Origin of the sequence: Staphylococcus sp. AtHG25 (genome assembly GCF_003217445.1) — a bacterium.
GTDB classification, from domain to species: domain Bacteria; phylum Bacillota; class Bacilli; order Staphylococcales; family Staphylococcaceae; genus Staphylococcus; species Staphylococcus haemolyticus.
Genome location: NZ_QJSN01000003.1, coordinates 176,302 through 193,710, shown reverse-complemented (window position 1 = coordinate 193,710; position 17,409 = coordinate 176,302). Strand labels below are relative to the sequence as shown.

Here is a 17,409-nt window from a genome sequence, read left to right as displayed (position 1 = left end):
TAGATGGGAAAATTTGGATTAAACTTTTTCAAACCAACTGAGACATTTAATGGTAATTGGTCAGTTCTTGAGAGCAAAAGTAGAGAATGGGAAAAAATGTACCGTGAAAGATGGAGTCACGATAAGGTAGTTAGAACAACACATGGTGTTAACTGTACAGGGTCATGTTCATGGAAAGTATTTGTTAAAAACGGCGTAATCACTTGGGAAAATCAACAAATCGATTATCCAAGTTGTGGGCCTGATATGCCAGAATTTGAACCTCGTGGATGTCCGCGTGGTGCGTCATTCTCTTGGTATGAATATAGTCCGCTTCGTGTGAAATATCCATACATTAGAGGGAAATTATTAGATTTATGGAATACAGCGTTAGAAGAAAATAATGGAAATCGTATTGCATCGTGGGCATCTATTGTTGAAGACGAAGAGAAAGCAAAAGCGTATAAACAAGCACGTGGTAAAGGTGGACATGTTCGAGCTAACTGGAAAGATGTAACAGATATTATTGCTGCACAAATTCTTTATACAATTAAAAAGGATGGTCCAGATAGAATCGCAGGATTTACACCAATTCCTGCCATGTCAATGATAAGTTATGCTGCAGGGGCAAGATTTATCAACTTACTCGGTGGAGAAATGTTAAGTTTTTATGATTGGTATGCTGATTTACCGCCTGCGTCACCACAAATTTGGGGTGAACAAACTGACGTACCTGAATCAAGTGATTGGTACAATGCTTCATATATTATTATGTGGGGTTCAAACGTACCACTTACACGTACACCTGATGCTCACTTTATGACTGAAGTGAGATATAAAGGAACTAAAGTTGTTTCAGTAGCACCTGACTATGCAGAAAATGTTAAATTCGCGGATAACTGGTTAGCGCCTAATCCAGGTACTGATGCAGCGGTAGCACAAGCAATGACACATGTTATTTTACAGGAATACTATCAAGATAATCCTAGTGAAATGTTCATTAACTATTCAAAACAATATTCAGATATGCCTTTCGTGATTATGTTAGACGAAGATGACAATGGCTATAAAGCAGGACGATTCTTACGTGCAAGTGATTTAGGTATGGAAAGTGAAAATAGCGAATGGAAACCAGTCATTCACGATATGAATAGTCTTCAGTTTGTAGTACCTAATGGCACAATGGGTCAACGCTGGGAAGAAGGCAAGAAGTGGAACTTAAAATTAGAAAATGAAGATGGTTCTAAGATTGATCCAGCGATGTCAATGGCAGACGACACTTACGAACTAAAAACAATTCAATTCCCTTACTTTGATAGTCAAGGTGACGGTATTTTTGAAAGACCAATAGCAGCTAGAAAAGTAACATTAGCTGATGGAAAAGAAGTGTATGTAGCGACAGTATATGACTTAATGACAAGTCAATATGGCATTAAACGATTTAATCATGAATTAGAAGCAACTTCATACAATGATGCTGAATCAAAATATACACCTGCATGGCAACAACGAGTAACTGGTATTAAACCAGAATTAGTAACACAAGTAGCTAGAGAATTTGCGCAAAATGCCATCGATACAAAAGGACGCTCAATGATAATCATGGGTGCTGGTATTAACCACTGGTTCAATTCAGATACGATTTATCGAGCGATTTTAAATCTTGTTCTTTTATGTGGCTGTCAAGGTGTTAACGGTGGTGGATGGGCTCACTATGTTGGACAAGAAAAATGTAGACCAATAGAAGGTTGGAATACGGTAGCCTTTGCCAAAGACTGGCAAGGACCACCACGTCTGCAAAATGGTACAAGTTGGTTCTATTTTGCGACTGATCAATGGAAATATGAGGAATCTAATGTTGATAAATTAAAATCTCCATTAGCTAATAATATTAAACATCAACACCCAGCTGACTATAACGTCACAGCTGCTAGATTAGGTTGGTTGCCGTCATACCCTCAATTCAATAAGAATAGTTTGTTATTCGGAGAAGAGGCAAAAGATGCCGGCGATGACTCTAATGAAGCGATATTAAATAGAGCAATCGAATCAGTTAAAAATAGAGAAACTCAATTTGCGATAGAAGATCCTGATTTAAGAAAGAACCACCCGAAAACATTATTCGTATGGCGTTCAAATTTAATTTCAAGTTCTGCCAAAGGACAAGAGTACTTTATGAAACATTTATTAGGTACACGTTCAGGACTAATGGCTGAACCTAACGAAGAAGACAAACCAGAAGAAATTCAATGGCGTGAAGATACAGAAGGTAAATTAGACTTATTAGTGTCACTAGATTTCAGAATGACTGCGACACCATTGTACTCAGATATCGTATTACCAGCTGCAACATGGTATGAAAAACACGATCTGTCATCAACAGATATGCATCCATTCATTCATCCATTTAATCCAGCGATCGATCCGTTATGGGAATCACGTTCAGACTGGGATATTTATAAAACATTAAGTAAAGCTGTTTCAGAAATGGCGAAAGATTACTTGCCAGGAACATTTAAAGATGTTGTAACGACACCACTTGGCCATGATTCTAAACAGGAATTAGGTTCAGAATACGGTATTGTTAAAGATTGGTCTAAAGGAGAAGTTGAAGCCATTCCAGGTAAAACAATGCCAAACTTCGCAGTTGTAGATAGAGATTACACTAAAATTTACGATAAATATGTGACTTTAGGTCCATTACTTGAAAAAGGAAAAGTTGGTGCACATGGCGTAAGCTTCAGCGTGAAAGATGAATATGAAGAACTTAAAAGTATGATAGGTACTTGGAACGATGAGAACCCTGAATCAGTCAGAAATAATCGTCCACGTATCGATACTGCTAGAAAAGTAGCAGATACAATCTTAAATGTATCATCAGCTACTAACGGCAAATTATCACAAAAATCATACGAAGATTTAGAAAATCAAACAGGTATGGAATTAAAAGACATTTCAAAAGAACGTGCATCTGAAAAGATTTCATTTTTAAACATTACTTCACAACCACGCGAAGTGATACCGACAGCTGTGTTCCCTGGTTCAAACAAAAATGGACGTAGATATTCTCCATTCACAACTAATGTAGAACGACTCGTACCATTTAGAACATTAACAGGTAGACAAAGTTATTACATCGATCACGAAGTATTCCAACAATTCGGCGAAAGTTTACCAGTATACAAACCAACATTACCACCAATGGTATTTGGTACTAGAGATAAACAAGTTAAAGGTGGACAAGATGCATTAGTATTACGTTATTTAACACCTCATGGTAAATGGAATATACACTCAACATATCAAGATAATGAACGTATGTTGACATTATTTAGAGGTGGTCCAGTCGTTTGGTTATCTAATGAGGATGCTGATGAGCATGGCATCAATGACAACGATTGGTTAGAAGTTTATAACAGAAATGGTGTTGTAACTGCAAGAGCAGTCACATCACACCGTATGCCAAGAGGAACAATGTTTATGTATCATGCACAAGATAAACACATTGAAACACCAGGATCAGAAATTACAGATACTCGTGGCGGTTCACATAATGCACCAACAAGAATTCATTTGAAACCTACCCAACTTGTAGGTGGTTACGCACAAATTAGTTATCACTTTAACTATTATGGACCAATAGGAAATCAACGAGACGTATATGTAGCAGTGAGAAAGATGAAGGAGGTAAATTGGCTTGAAGATTAAAGCGCAAATTGCAATGGTGTTAAATTTAGATAAATGCATAGGTTGCCACACTTGCAGCGTAACATGTAAGAACACTTGGACTAACCGTCCAGGTGCAGAATACATGTGGTTCAACAACGTAGAAACTAAACCAGGTGTAGGATATCCTAAACGATGGGAAGACCAAGAACATTATAAAGGTGGATGGGTCTTAAATAAAAAAGGAAAATTAGAACTTAAATCTGGTAGTCGTTGGACAAAAATGGCGTTAGGTAAAATCTTTTACAACCCAGATATGCCTCTTATTAAAGATTATTATGAACCATGGACATACAATTACGAACATTTAACTACTGCTAAAGAAGGTAAGCATTCTCCTGTTGCTAAAGCGCACTCACTTATCTCAGGTGAGAAACTTAATCTTGAGTGGGGGCCTAACTGGGAAGATGACTTAGCCGGTGCACATATTACTGGTCCAGAAGATCCAAATATTCAAAAAATTGAAGAAGACATTAAATTCCAATTTGATGAAACATTTATGATGTATTTACCTCGTCTATGTGAACATTGTTTAAATCCTAGTTGTGTAGCTTCATGTCCATCTGGTGCAATGTATAAACGTGATGAAGATGGTATTGTTTTAGTTGACCAAGATGCATGTCGTGGTTGGCGCTACTGTATGACTGGTTGCCCTTATAAAAAAGTTTACTTCAACTGGAAAACAAACAAAGCTGAGAAATGTACATTCTGTTTCCCAAGAATTGAAGCTGGATTACCAACTGTTTGTTCTGAAACATGTACAGGTAGAATGAGATATTTAGGTGTATTATTATATGATGCCGATAGAGTTCATGAAGCAGCTTCAGCTGAAAATGAAAAAGATTTATATGAAAAGCAATTAGATATTTTCTTAAATCCATTTGATGAAGAAGTGATTGAACAAGCTGAAAAAGATGGCATTAGCTATGAATGGATTGAAGCAGCTCAAAATTCACCAGTGTATAAACTGGCAATTGAATATAAATTAGCATTTCCTTTACATCCAGATTTTAGAACAATGCCTATGGTTTGGTACTGCCCACCATTAAGTCCTATCATGAGTTATTTTGAAGGTAAAAATGCAGGACAAAACCCAGATATGATTTTCCCAGCTATTGAAGAAATGCGTTTACCAATAGAATACTTAGCTAATTTATTTACTGCCGGTGATGTTCAACCTGTTAAGGAATCTTTACAAAAAATGGCTATGATGAGAAGTTACATGCGCTCACAAGTTACAGGTAAAGAGTTTGATACTTCTAAATTAGAAAGACTTGGATTATCAGAAATTCAAACTAAAGATATGTATCGTTTATTAGGGTTAGCAAAATATGAAGATCGCTTTGTTGTACCAACATCTCATAAAGAAACATATTTAGATACGTATCATGCGCAAGGTAGCCAAGGGTATGGTGGCGAATACTTTGGAGACAATTGTGAAGGCTGTGGTGTTCCAGTAGGTTCAGGAAAAACAGGACAAGAAATTTATAATGAGAATTTCTATGGAGGGATTTTCCGTGATTAATTTACAACAATTTCATAATTATCAAGAAAGTTTTGGTTATATCGCTCAGCAGCTTAATTTTCCGGAGAAATTAACGTTTCATCCAAAAACATTTGAAGAAACGATTGAGCCCTCTCATCCTGGTTATGATGATTTAGTAAAATACAGAGAGATTATGCATCAATTCACATTGTCAGAAATTAAAGCAATATATACAGATACCTTTGATTTTAATAAGAAATCACCGCTTTATATGACTTACAACAAATTTGACACTCAAAAAGAAAGAGGCCAAATGTTGGCTAAACTTAAAGTGTTATATGAAATGTTTGGGTTGAAAATGGTAGATAACGAGTTATCAGATTATCTACCATTGATGCTCCAATTCTTACACGTAGCATCATGGCAAAATGATTCACGAGCAGAAGGTAATATTGAACTAGTTATTATGATTATTGAAGACGGTACGTATGAAATGGCAAATCATTTAGCTCAAGATAACAATCCTTATGCTTATGTGATACGTGCTTTAAGAAATACATTAAAAGCTTGTCTAGAAATTCCAAATGAGGTGACATCTCATGCTTAATCAATTTTTATGGATTATATTTCCATATTTGTGTGTAGCCATTTTCATTGTTGGACACATCGCTCGTTATAAATATGATCAATTCTCATGGACTGCTAAATCGAGTGAATTTTTAGAGAAAAAACAATTAAAATGGGGTAGCTTATTATTCCATTTGGGCATCATCCCGGTGTTTTTTGGTCACGTCGTAGGTCTCGCTATACCAGCTAAATGGATTGATGGATTAGGTGTAAGCGAAGAAATGTATCATTTTGGTGCTGTATACATCGGTAGTATCTTTGGTATAATGACGTTTATTGGTATGTTACTATTAACAGCACGACGAATTACTATTAAAAATGTTAGAAAGCTAAGTTCAGCTTCTGATATATTTGTAAATTTCTTATTAATATTAATTATTTTCATGGGTTGTTATTCAACATTAGTTACGAATGCGATGGTAAGTGATTTTGATTATCGTCAAACGATATCTATATGGTTTAGACACTTATTTACATTTTCACCAGATGCGAGTCTGATGACGAGTGTTCCTTTATCTTTTAAAATTCACATCTTACTTGGGTTTACAATTTTAGCTTGTTGGCCATTCACTCGCTTAGTGCATGTTTGGAGTGTACCGCTATCGTATACTAATCGTAGATATATTGTTTATCGTAAACATAAAACACGTTCATGAGTATGAGAGGAGATTCAAATGTGATTACGAATCCAGTATTTGAAAAACAGGATTTCCAACAACAATTGAATAATCTAAGGGTCAGTGAAGGGTATGATTTTGCAGGGGTTGCACTTTATGAGCATCATATGACTTCAGCACCGATTAAATGGCATTATGTCTCAGGTAACTTGAATGATCGCTATAAAATGATTATCTTGCGTAAAGGGCGAGGTCTAGCCGGTATGGTTATGAAGACTGGAAAACGCATGATCATTGCCGACGTAGTAGCAAGTTTATCACCAGAAGATAAGATTAAATATCCAATCTTAATTGCCGAAAATCTAACTGCAATGGTAGCTATCCCATTGTGTTACAAAAATCAGGTGTATGGTGTATTACTCTTAGGTCAGAGAGATGGCAAGCCTCTTCCTGATTATGAAACTTTGGATATTAGTGGCAAGCTTTGGACATTTTCAGAAGAAATGTAGGTGTTTAAAATGTTGGATGTTGATAATCTTGATTTAGAGAACTTACTAAAAAAATATTACGAAAAGACGAATGAAAAAATCGTATTTGTAAATAATGATGGTAAGGTTATCGCGATGAATGACGCAGCACAAGAGATAATTTCAAAGGATAATAATTATAGTGCGATGACCAATGCGATATGTAATCGCTGTGAAGGTTACTCTAACGAATTTGCATTACAAAGTTGCATTAACTGTTATCTTGATACGACAAAGCCTAATGATATGAACTTCCAAGTATTCATGAAGACGGTAGATAATAAAATTCAACCATTTACTGCTTCGTATCAATGTATTGATGATGAGGCACAAATCTACGCTTTTACATTACAAGATATATCTCCACAAATAGAGCGACAAGAAAAGATGTATCAACGTCAGATGTTACGTAAAACTATTGTTGCACAAGAAAATGAAAGAAAACGTATATCTAGAGAATTACATGACAGTGTTGTTCAAGAGATGTTAAATGTAGATGTTGAATTGAGATTATTGAAATATCAACAAGATATGGCTCAACTCATAGAAAAATCTGAACACATCGAAATGTTAATGTCTAATTTAATTAATGATATTCGCAATCTATCAGTAGAATTAAGACCTTCATCACTTGATGATTTAGGATTAGAAGCGGCTTTTAAATCCTATTTCAAACAATTAGAGCATAATTATGGATTAAACGTTGTCTATCAATCTAATATTCAAAATATACGTTTCGATAGTGAAATTGAAACGGTTGTTTATCGCGTTGTTCAAGAAGCGATATTTAATGCATTAAAGTATGCAGGTGTTTATGAAGTGGAAGTGACGATTCAACAAACGGAAGCAGGCCTTATCGCTGAAATTATTGATCGAGGTAAAGGCTTTGATCCTAATTTAAAACCGCAAGGCACGGGATTAGGACTATATGGTATGAATGAAAGGGCAGAACTTGTTAAAGGTACAGTGAATATGGAAACACATATTGGTAAAGGTACAATTATTACATTGGATGTGCCAGTCTAAAATATGTTAGGGGAATATAAAGTGAAAATTGTAATTGCAGACGATCATGCAGTCGTTAGAACAGGATTTTCAATGATATTAAACTTTCAAGAGGATATGGAAGTGGTTGCAACTGCTGCTGATGGGGGAGAAGCTTATCAAAAGGTGATGGAGCATAAGCCAGACGTCTTAATTATGGACTTAAGTATGCCACCTGGTGAATCAGGCTTAATTGCAACTAGTAAAATATCAGAAAGTTTTCCAGAAACTAAAATATTAATACTTACGATGTATGATGATGAAGAATATCTATTCCACGTTCTTCGTAATGGTGCTAAAGGATATATATTAAAGAATGCACCTGATGAACAATTATTACTAGCCGTGCGAACAGTTTATAAGGGCGAAACATATGTAGATATGAAATTAACAACGTCATTAGTGAATGAATTTGTAAATCATAAACATTCTGATGATGTATCTACTAACGATCCATTTAAGATATTGTCTAAGCGTGAACTAGAAATACTACCTTTAATTGCAAAGGGGTATGGTAATAAAGATATTGCTGAAAAGTTATTCGTGTCGGTCAAAACGGTCGAAGCGCATAAAACACATATAATGACCAAACTCGATTTAAAATCTAAACCTGAGTTAGTTGAATATGCATTAAAAAAGAAATTATTAGATTTTTAAATGATGAAAATGATACTGAGACAATTCAGCAATGTCTCAGTTTTTTTGTGCATTTAACAATGAAAATATAGGGGGATTCCCAGGCAGTATAAGGGAATATCCTTATGTTCATTTTTTCACAATTACACTAAAATTTAATTGTAATCAGTAATGTGATTGTATTATAAATTTTTGACCTCTTTTATATAACAATTACTGATATAGAAAATTAAATGATGAAGGTGAAAAAATGTATAAGACAAAAGGTGGCTTTCAACTTACATTACAAACGTTAAGTCTTGTAGTAGGTTTCATGGCATGGAGTATTATTTCTCCGTTAATGCCATATATCTCTCAAGATATTAAAGTTAATCCTGGGCAGTTGTCAATTATACTGGCAATTCCAGTAATATTAGGTTCGATTTTACGTGTACCATTCGGTTATTTAACGAATGTTATTGGTGCGAAATGGGTATTCTTTTGTAGTTTTGTCGTTTTATTATTTCCTATCTTCTTTTTAGGACAAGCACAAACGCCAGGAATGCTAATGTTATCAGGATTCTTTTTAGGTGTTGGAGGTGCGATATTCTCTGTAGGTGTTACATCGATACCTAAATATTTTTCAAAAGATAAAGTAGGGCTTGCGAATGGAATTTATGGTATGGGTAACATTGGTACGGCAGTATCATCATTCTTAGCACCACCAATTGCAGGTATTATAGGTTGGCAAACAACAGTAAGAAGTTACTTAATTATTATTGCTATTTTTGCAATTTTAATGTTTATTTTTGGCGATAAAAATGAACCGAAAGTGAAAGTTCCTTTAGCATCTCAGTTTAAAAAATTATCATCGAATTATAAGCTATATTACTTAAGTCTTTGGTATTTTATTACGTTTGGTGCATTTGTAGCATTTGGATTATTCTTACCTAACTACTTAGTAAATAACTTTGGAATTGATAAAGTCGATGCAGGTATTCGTTCAGGTGTGTTCATTGCTTTAGCAACTTTCTTAAGACCAATTGGCGGTATACTTGGAGACAAATTTAATGCTGTGAAAGTACTAATGATCGATTTTATTATTATGATTATAGGTGCTGTTATTTTAGGAATTTCAAGTCATATTGCTTTATTTACTATCGGTTGTTTAACTATCAGTATCTGTGCTGGTTTAGGTAATGGTTTAATATTTAAACTTGTACCATCTTACTTCGCAAAAGAATCTGGTGCAGCTAATGGTATTGTTTCTATGATGGGTGGTTTAGGAGGATTCTTCCCACCTTTAGTAATTACTTATGTAACAGGATTAACAGGTTCAAGTCATTTAGCATTTATTCTTTTAGCAATATTTGGTACCTTAGCATTTATTACTATGGGACACTTATATAAAAAAGAATATGCAAAATAATTTTATACATTAAAAAAGAGCAATACAAAGCTAAAGAAAGTTTTGTATTGCTCTTTAACATTTTATTTTGTATATCTATTTATTCTACTGTAATTGTTGTTGATTGATCTTGTGCACTAACTTCTTTAGGTAAAATAACAACTAGAATCCCGTCTTCGTAGCTTGCTTTAATTTGTGACTTATCAATATCGTTAAATTCAAAATGTCTAACTAATTCACCACTTGCACGTTCACTTAATTGAACGCTACCTGTTTGTTCAGATACATGCTTTTGAACTTTAATTGTTAATGCCGCATGTTCAAATTTAAGTTCAATTTCAGACTTATTGACACCAGGTAGTTCAGCTTCTAATACGTATTGATTAGTTTGATTATAAATATTTGTCGGGAAACTTTTTGATGAAAATTGATTAAAAACTTGTTCACCTAAATCACGAAATACATCTTTTGGATTATTCTTGAAAATGGATTGTTCAAAAAACTCTCTATTATTCATACTAATGTCTCTCCTTTATTTAAGCGTGCATACAAAAATTGTAAAATGATACTTTTCAAGTACATTATAGTAATAGAGAGGATTAACGTAAAGCGAAAGGAATTATAAAAGAATAAGGCGCAGATAAAGTGCGGAATAGTAAATCCATGGCAAAAGTCTCAATATGTATAAAGCCTAGTAATTGTGAAATAAAGTATTTCGCTTTTGCCAGGATTAAATATTAGTGAGTAGTATAATCGAAGTTATTTGAAATAACATGTTTTAAGCTGTTAACAAGATTATCTTTTTCGTCTTGTGAAATATCAAAGTCCTCAAAAACTTGGTCAGAGATAGCTTCCAATGTAGGTTTAATATTAATACCGCTTTCAGTCAGTGTGATTTGAAGGTTTCTTTCATCTTCTTTTTCACGCATACGTTGTACGTAGCCTTTTTTCTCTAATTTCTTTTAGAGAGGTGTTAGTGTTCCAGAATCTAAAAATACGCGACGACCAAGTGATTTAATATTTATCTTTTCTTCATTTTCGATGGCCATGATGACCATAAAGCTTGTATATGTTAAATCATGCTTTTTTAAATAGTAAGTATATTTTTTTATGACTTCTTTAGAAGTAACATATAATAAAAAACATAATTGATTACTTAAATAACTATCTTTAATATACATACAATTCCCCCCTTAACTTATTTAAAGATATTATGAACTAAAAGTAATGTCAATGCTGTTGCCATAGTATTTCATGGACTTTTATAGGGTTTTGAACTATATTTGAAAGTACGTCTACATGTTTAATGTAAGTGTCGATTTATTTTGAATTAGAGATAAATTGTTAGGACATTTTGTTACAGAAATACTGAAATACTTTAAAATTTTCTAACTATCATTCATAATAATTTAGATAGTAACTAGAGATGATGAGACTAGGTTGTGTACAAAGGAGTTCAAAATGAGTAAAAAACAAAAATGGATTAGAGTTTGTATTATTTTGGCGATTTCATTAGTAGTGGCAATTGCTTTCTTTTTTGCTATGAAAACGTATCAAGGTCATAGAAATATTAAAATGGTAGATAGTTATATAGAGCAAAAACATTTAAGTGATGATATTAAATCTGAAAAAACACAATATAGTGCAAAAAAAGGGGTTTATTACAAAGAAGTCGTTTTTAAAGATGAACCTCATATGACATATGTCATTCAACCTATAGGAACACGCAAAGGTATCTTTACTGAAGGCTTTGATACTGAAACTAAAAAAAGTATTAAAGATGCAAAACATAATTATTTTAACCAAAATTTCAAACCTTAATTTCGCATTAAATGAGGATTAATATTTTACAAGTCATGAAAAATAAGGAGAATAGAATTCGTAATGATTTCTGTTCTCCTTTTTATAGTATTTTTAATTATTTTAGCTTGATTGAATAGTATATATATAGTTAGCTTTAAAAATATTATATCTCATTTCATAATTATCTGATATAATTAAACGATGTCAGATGAAGGGGGTTTCAACATGGCTCTGTTCAAGAGGAAAATTAGTTTACCGATGCAGGTTATCATCGCATTGGTGCTAGGTGTAGTTGTAGGTTTATTATTATTTGGACAAGATAACGTAGCAAATTATATAAAACCGTTCGGTGATGTTTTCTTAAATTTAATTAAAATGATCATCATACCAATTGTATTCTGTGCATTAGCATTATCTATATCTAACTTAGGGGACTCAAAGAAGATAGGTAGCTATGGATGGAAAGCAATTCTTTACTTTGAAATTATAACAACAATCGCCATTGGTTTAGGACTAATCATTGGTAACTTATTCAAACCAGGTGCTGGTTTAGATCCAGATAAATTACCAAAAGGCGATATTTCTAAATATCAATCATCTGCATCCGCAGCAGAACAATCTACATATGGCAATCACTTTATTGATACCATTGTAAATATTGTACCAACAAACATATTTGAAGCATTAACTAAAGGCGAATTATTACCAATCATCTTCTTCGCAGTATTCTTCGGTTTAGGATTGGCTGCAATAGGAGAAAAAGCAGATCCTGTGAAAGGCTTTTTAAATGGAACTCTTGAAGCAGTATTCTGGATGATTAATAAAATTTTAAAATTAGCACCAATAGGTGTATTTGCATTTATTTGTACAACAGTAATGACTTTTGGAGCATCTGCTTTAATTCCATTATTAAAATTAGTATTAGTAGTAGTGTTCGCGATGGTGTTCTTCATTATCGTTGTTCTAGGAATTGTAGCAAGAATCTGTGGTATTAGTATCTTCTCAATCATTAAAATTTTGAAAGATGAGTTATTACTAGCATTCTCTACTTCAAGTTCAGAAGCAGTATTACCAGTAATGATGAATAAAATGGAAAAATTCGGAGCGCCAAGAGATGTCACATCCTTTGTTATTCCAATAGGTTACTCATTCAACCTTGATGGATCAGCGCTATACCAATCAATTGCAGCATTATTTGTTGCACAAATGTATGGCATTCATTTATCTATATCGGAACAAATTATCTTAATGGTGACATTAATGGTTGCCTCTAAAGGTATGGCTGGAGTACCAGGCGTTTCAATCGTAGTATTATTAACAACATTAGGAGCTATGGGCTTACCAGCACAAGGACTTGCGTTAATTATCGGTGTAGACCGTTTATTAGATATGGTTCGTACATGTGTTAACGTAATAGGTAATGCACTATCAGCTGTTGTTATCTCTAAATGGGAAAAGGTTTATGACAAAGAACAAGGTAAAAAATACTTAGAATCAATTTAAAAAAGAAATCTGACATTTTTAGTATCGAGCGCATAGGCTCGATACTTTTTTATTGCTTAAAATTATAAAGATTAGTGTATAAATACTTTATGATATTTAAAAAACTGCCAACGAAGATTTCTCTTCATTGACAGTGATTTATTGTAATTTACATACCTTTCATATCATGCATTTCATGAATTTTCATCATTAAACCATGTGGTACGTCATCGTGATCTACTTTAGATACTCTTGAAAATTTATCTGATCCTTTTTCTTTGACTAAAAAAACGAAGTCGCCTTTCTTAACATTAGCATTGCTAGGAGGCAATTCAACATTTTTTTCAATTTTTTCAGTCTGTTCATTTACCATCTTATCAATTGTATGGTCGTTTTTCATATAGCCATAATACGTTTCTTTTTGACCACCTGTCATCATCATGACAACAAGAACGATGCATACAATTAACATGATAGCAATAAGTGCAATACCGATGCCTAAACCCTTTTTATTCTTCATTTTATAGACTCCTTTAAAAAGTTCTATCTCTTTTATACATAAAATACTATTAAATTGCAATAAAATAATAATCTGTATTAAATTGAATTATAATTTAATGACATAAACTACATCAAAGGTGTTAACCAATTAATCAAAAAAAGAGAGTTCAGAACTTGATTAACTCAGTCCTAAACTCTTTATTATAAACAGTTATTTAAATTCTATACAGTAATCGTTACAGGTGTATCGATGTCATCATCATTCATTAACTTGATGGTTTTAGGTACGACTTTGAGCACACATAGATTTGGATCTTCTTTTGAATTAAAGAATGTTTTATCTTGCGTTTCCCATAGCCAGTCAATTACTTTTTGATCTTCAACAATTTCTATATTTGCTTCAATTTCAACAAAGCTATTATTTGTTGTTTCATTGTAACCTAATAAAATATATGCATGAGGATTATTTTTAATTTCTTCAACTTTAGTGCTCTCATTACTTGTCTTCGTATATAAAGTTAATTCATCATTATAAAATACCATATAACGACTATTTGGTTGATTATTATATGCTGTTGATAAGACGCCGACTTTTGAAGTATCTAAGACTTTTTCAATTGATTGAATCACTTGTTGTTTATCCAAAGTTATCATCTCCTTACACTAATTTTAGCCTAAATAATGTTTTTTAAACTTACATCAAAGGTATACTAAGAAGGTTTAATACAAATATATTTCACTTCATCATGTTTTAGCGTTATTTGAAATGCGGCATAATCATTTTCTTGAATCAATAGTTCAGTCTTTGGATGATTACATCTATCTAATTGTTGAATGATATCTTTTTCAATGTAAACATCACGCTTATATTGTGGAATTAAATGTTGTATTGAGCCATGTTCATTATTTAATGTATTTACAATAAATAGGGTGTTTTCTTTAAAGTCATTTTCAAAGATATAGTGTTGTTGGCTATCAGATAAATAACGGTCATTGATTTTATTGAAAAGTATCACATGATAATTCCCATCTTTATAACACATTAAATAATTATTTGATATTTGAAATGACTCATTACTAAATGTAGAAACAAATCGATATAAATGCATGATAGGTAATAAACTACCATGATTATTAAAGAGTGAGATATACATTGGATCTGTTTCTATTAATTTATAGCACACGCCACCACCGTGTCTCATTAACTGATATAGATGACATACGAGATCTGACAATTGAAGTGATTGTGTACCATTATTAGTGTATTTGAAACATTTTGATGATAGGTTGCTATAAATAAACTGAGTTGAAGGTATATTAGATCCCTCTATAAAACGCAAATAATTTTCAAAGTGCGTCGATGAGTGAGTAAAGCCACGTTGTATATCAATAAGCACATTCTTGGTATCAATATTTTCAATATCAACAAAGTAAAAATCAAAGTTCATACGATGCATAATATCATATGTTTCTTGTAATGAACCCAGTTGTTTTAACAAACCATCAACCATTAAACTAAATTTGATAGCACGGTTTTTATTCTTGAGTTTAAGGTGTGCAAGGTGGATATCATGAATGGACATTGTTTCAGTATCAAATACAAGCATAAATTTCACTAATTTTTTATTCCATTTATAATCTCTATTATTTTGTAAGAATATCATGATTAGTTGGTATATCATTTTAAATTCTTGATTATTTTTAATAGTGACAGCTAATCTAATATTTTTTTCAAATAATTTCTCAAAGCAACGATTTAATAAATTTAAATTTGTGTGACGACCTACCATGTCACTCACATCATTAATTAAAATTGCTGGTCTAGGTAAATAGGATAAATCAATATCAAAATAATCATTAAACACAAATTGAAATAATTCATTTATGTTTTGAAAATCTATAAAAGCCGTTGAAAATTGCGTCTGATCTTTAGGATCGTAATTAGCAATATGAATTTGTGTGGTTTCCGTGGTCAAATGATTCGTAAACTCAAATTGTGAAATTAAATTTAAAAAAGATTGACTAACTGAACTTCTTATTAAAATAGAGGGCAGAGGTTCTAATTGATTTAGCATCGTACGAAATTGCTTAGGGCTCGCTTCCAAATGTTTTTTAAATTGATTAGTAAAATTGGTGTGACTACTAAAACCTGATAATTCGGAAATCGTTGTTATAGAGTGATTCGTTGTCATTAGTAATTGTACAGAGTGATTAACTTTTAGACTGGTATAATAATCTTTAAAATTTACATTTAATATGCGAGCAAACAAATTAGAACAATATGATTCTGAAATAAGTGCATGTTGTGCAATATCTAACAAAGATAGATTAGATGTAATGTTATTGTTAATAAACATGACAATATTAGACAGTAACTGATTATCAATAGACATAGTCGGTACATATAATGTTGTGTTTCTAACTACGGCTTCTTTATATAACGTTCTTATAATTTTAGATACTGTTTCACTATCTTGTTCTTCATTACTTGCAAAGTTAGAAAGACATTGCAAAATTTGAGATTTAATAAAATGATTCGACTGCAATAAATAACGGTCAAAGAAACAATTAAAGAAATCATTATCTTCTATATAGAAGTAAGCTATTGGAATTTTTAACTCAATTAAATCTTTAGCATGATCGATATTAAATAAATCACCTTGATTGACTATAGCAATATGGTTTTGAATATCATTCTTTTCACCATTAATAGTAATCGTTAATTCATTTGTTAAAGAGAAATATATAATAATATAATTTATATTACGCGATGGGGCAGTTGTTAAATGTTCATGTAATAGAAGGGAATTACTCATGTATGTTGTTCTCCTAGCTTTTATATTTATTGGCTAAATATTACTGTTCAATTGAATTGTGAATAATAAAAGCTATTATAAATTAAAAGTAAGAAAAAATTAATAACTAAAAATAAAAAAATTTTGCGATTATTTTGTGAAAGCGATAAAAATTTTCTCAAAGAAGCAACTTAAATGAAAAATTGAAAATATAGTGTGACTGATTTGGAAAGTTTTAATAGCGTGGGACAACTTAATTTGATGCATAATAAATATAGATTTCGAAACAGAATTGATTAAACATCATTTTTATTAATTTAATTGATGATTCGAAATCTTACATTCATTAGTTCTGTATCAACAACATGAAATAACAACATAAAGTATTTCCACAACAAGAAAAGCTATAATTAAATCATTGAGTTCAAATTCTGCCAACATATTAAAGTTAATGATACAAGTACCAACAACATATTAAAATGATTAAATTCTATATCAATGATTAGACAAGACAACAAGAATTTTCCATCTTACACAAGTAAAGTAAATTATTTTGTGCGTGATATAGAAATTCAACTCATCTTCATCATGAATTAAACAACTAGAGAGAGTGAGAATTAATAAATTAAATAATAGTCAGACACCACACCTAAGATTTGCCATTCAACTTAGAATAAGAATATGTATGCGTATTATTAACAGTGGTATTAGCAGTAGCAAGCTAATGTATATTACTAAGGAACCTAACTCCCCCAATTACTAAATCACTGATGTATAAGTAACAGTTTTAATATCTACC

At 32.2% G+C, this 17,409-nt stretch carries 14 protein-coding genes and 1 pseudogene; 10 read left to right on the top strand and 5 right to left on the bottom strand.

Features of this window, described 5'->3' with window-relative positions:
• Positions 1 to 3 precede the first annotated feature (3 nt).
• The 8 genes from BDW31_RS03910 (at position 4) to BDW31_RS03875 (ending at position 10,050) form a co-directional block, all read left to right on the top strand.
• Complete coding sequence (locus BDW31_RS03910; protein ID WP_110709199.1) at positions 4 to 3,687, top strand: nitrate reductase subunit alpha; 3,684 nt, start codon at positions 4 to 6, stop codon at positions 3,685 to 3,687.
• A complete protein-coding gene (gene narH / locus BDW31_RS03905) occupies positions 3,677 to 5,230 on the top strand; it encodes a nitrate reductase subunit beta (RefSeq protein ID WP_110709197.1) in 1,554 nt (517 codons plus the stop codon). Before BDW31_RS03910 ends, narH begins: the two co-directional genes overlap by 11 nt.
• Positions 5,223 to 5,798, top strand: coding sequence for a nitrate reductase molybdenum cofactor assembly chaperone (narJ, locus tag BDW31_RS03900; protein ID WP_053025040.1), 576 nt, complete (start codon positions 5,223 to 5,225; stop codon positions 5,796 to 5,798). Before narH ends, narJ begins: the two co-directional genes overlap by 8 nt.
• Positions 5,791 to 6,474 (top strand): respiratory nitrate reductase subunit gamma, encoded by a 684-nt coding sequence (narI, locus tag BDW31_RS03895; protein WP_011274982.1) that lies wholly within the window; start codon positions 5,791 to 5,793, stop codon positions 6,472 to 6,474. The genes narJ and narI overlap by 8 nt, the downstream gene beginning before the upstream one ends.
• A gap of 20 nt (positions 6,475 to 6,494) precedes the next feature.
• Entirely contained in the window at positions 6,495 to 6,944 is a 450-nt protein-coding gene (gene nreA, locus BDW31_RS03890; protein ID WP_053025039.1) for a nitrate respiration regulation accessory nitrate sensor NreA, read from the top strand.
• Positions 6,945 to 6,953: 9 nt separating this feature from the next.
• Positions 6,954 to 7,988 (top strand): nitrate respiration regulation sensor histidine kinase NreB, encoded by a 1,035-nt coding sequence (gene nreB, locus BDW31_RS03885; protein ID WP_110709194.1) that lies wholly within the window; start codon positions 6,954 to 6,956, stop codon positions 7,986 to 7,988.
• A 21-nt stretch (positions 7,989 to 8,009) separates the two neighbouring features.
• The gene (gene nreC / locus BDW31_RS03880) at positions 8,010 to 8,663 is read left to right on the top strand and encodes a nitrate respiration regulation response regulator NreC (RefSeq protein ID WP_011274985.1); all 654 of its coding nucleotides are present in this window, start codon (positions 8,010 to 8,012) and stop codon (positions 8,661 to 8,663) included.
• A 229-nt stretch (positions 8,664 to 8,892) separates the two neighbouring features.
• Positions 8,893 to 10,050: a nitrate/nitrite transporter gene (locus BDW31_RS03875; RefSeq protein ID WP_070581965.1), complete on the top strand. Its 1,158-nt coding sequence runs from the start codon at positions 8,893 to 8,895 to the stop codon at positions 10,048 to 10,050.
• 79 nt (positions 10,051 to 10,129) lie between these two features.
• Here the strand turns inward: BDW31_RS03875 and BDW31_RS03870 are convergent, their stop codons facing one another.
• Together BDW31_RS03870 and BDW31_RS03865 are read right to left on the bottom strand one after the other, a co-directional pair.
• Positions 10,130 to 10,546 (bottom strand): Hsp20/alpha crystallin family protein, encoded by a 417-nt coding sequence (locus BDW31_RS03870; RefSeq protein WP_011274987.1) that lies wholly within the window; start codon positions 10,544 to 10,546, stop codon positions 10,130 to 10,132.
• A 220-nt stretch (positions 10,547 to 10,766) separates the two neighbouring features.
• A pseudogene (locus tag BDW31_RS03865) lies at positions 10,767 to 11,210 on the bottom strand (MarR family winged helix-turn-helix transcriptional regulator).
• A gap of 280 nt (positions 11,211 to 11,490) precedes the next feature.
• Here BDW31_RS03865 and BDW31_RS03860 point away from each other — a divergent pair.
• A complete protein-coding gene (locus BDW31_RS03860) occupies positions 11,491 to 11,850 on the top strand; it encodes a DUF3139 domain-containing protein (RefSeq protein ID WP_053025035.1) in 360 nt (119 codons plus the stop codon).
• Positions 11,851 to 12,057: 207 nt separating this feature from the next.
• Positions 12,058 to 13,335 (top strand): cation:dicarboxylate symporter family transporter, encoded by a 1,278-nt coding sequence (locus BDW31_RS03855; protein ID WP_053022232.1) that lies wholly within the window; start codon positions 12,058 to 12,060, stop codon positions 13,333 to 13,335.
• A gap of 148 nt (positions 13,336 to 13,483) precedes the next feature.
• On the opposite strand, the gene BDW31_RS03850 is transcribed toward BDW31_RS03855, so the two are convergent.
• The 3 genes from BDW31_RS03850 to rsp all read right to left on the bottom strand — a co-directional run bounded on the left by BDW31_RS03850 (position 13,484) and on the right by rsp (position 16,631).
• Positions 13,484 to 13,834, bottom strand: coding sequence for a DUF4889 domain-containing protein (locus BDW31_RS03850; protein WP_110709192.1), 351 nt, complete (start codon positions 13,832 to 13,834; stop codon positions 13,484 to 13,486).
• 203 nt (positions 13,835 to 14,037) lie between these two features.
• Positions 14,038 to 14,469 (bottom strand): pyridoxamine 5'-phosphate oxidase family protein, encoded by a 432-nt coding sequence (locus BDW31_RS03845; RefSeq protein WP_370591707.1) that lies wholly within the window; start codon positions 14,467 to 14,469, stop codon positions 14,038 to 14,040.
• A gap of 56 nt (positions 14,470 to 14,525) precedes the next feature.
• Positions 14,526 to 16,631: an AraC family transcriptional regulator Rsp gene (gene rsp, locus BDW31_RS03840; protein WP_110709190.1), complete on the bottom strand. Its 2,106-nt coding sequence runs from the start codon at positions 16,629 to 16,631 to the stop codon at positions 14,526 to 14,528.
• Positions 16,632 to 17,409 lie beyond the last annotated feature (778 nt).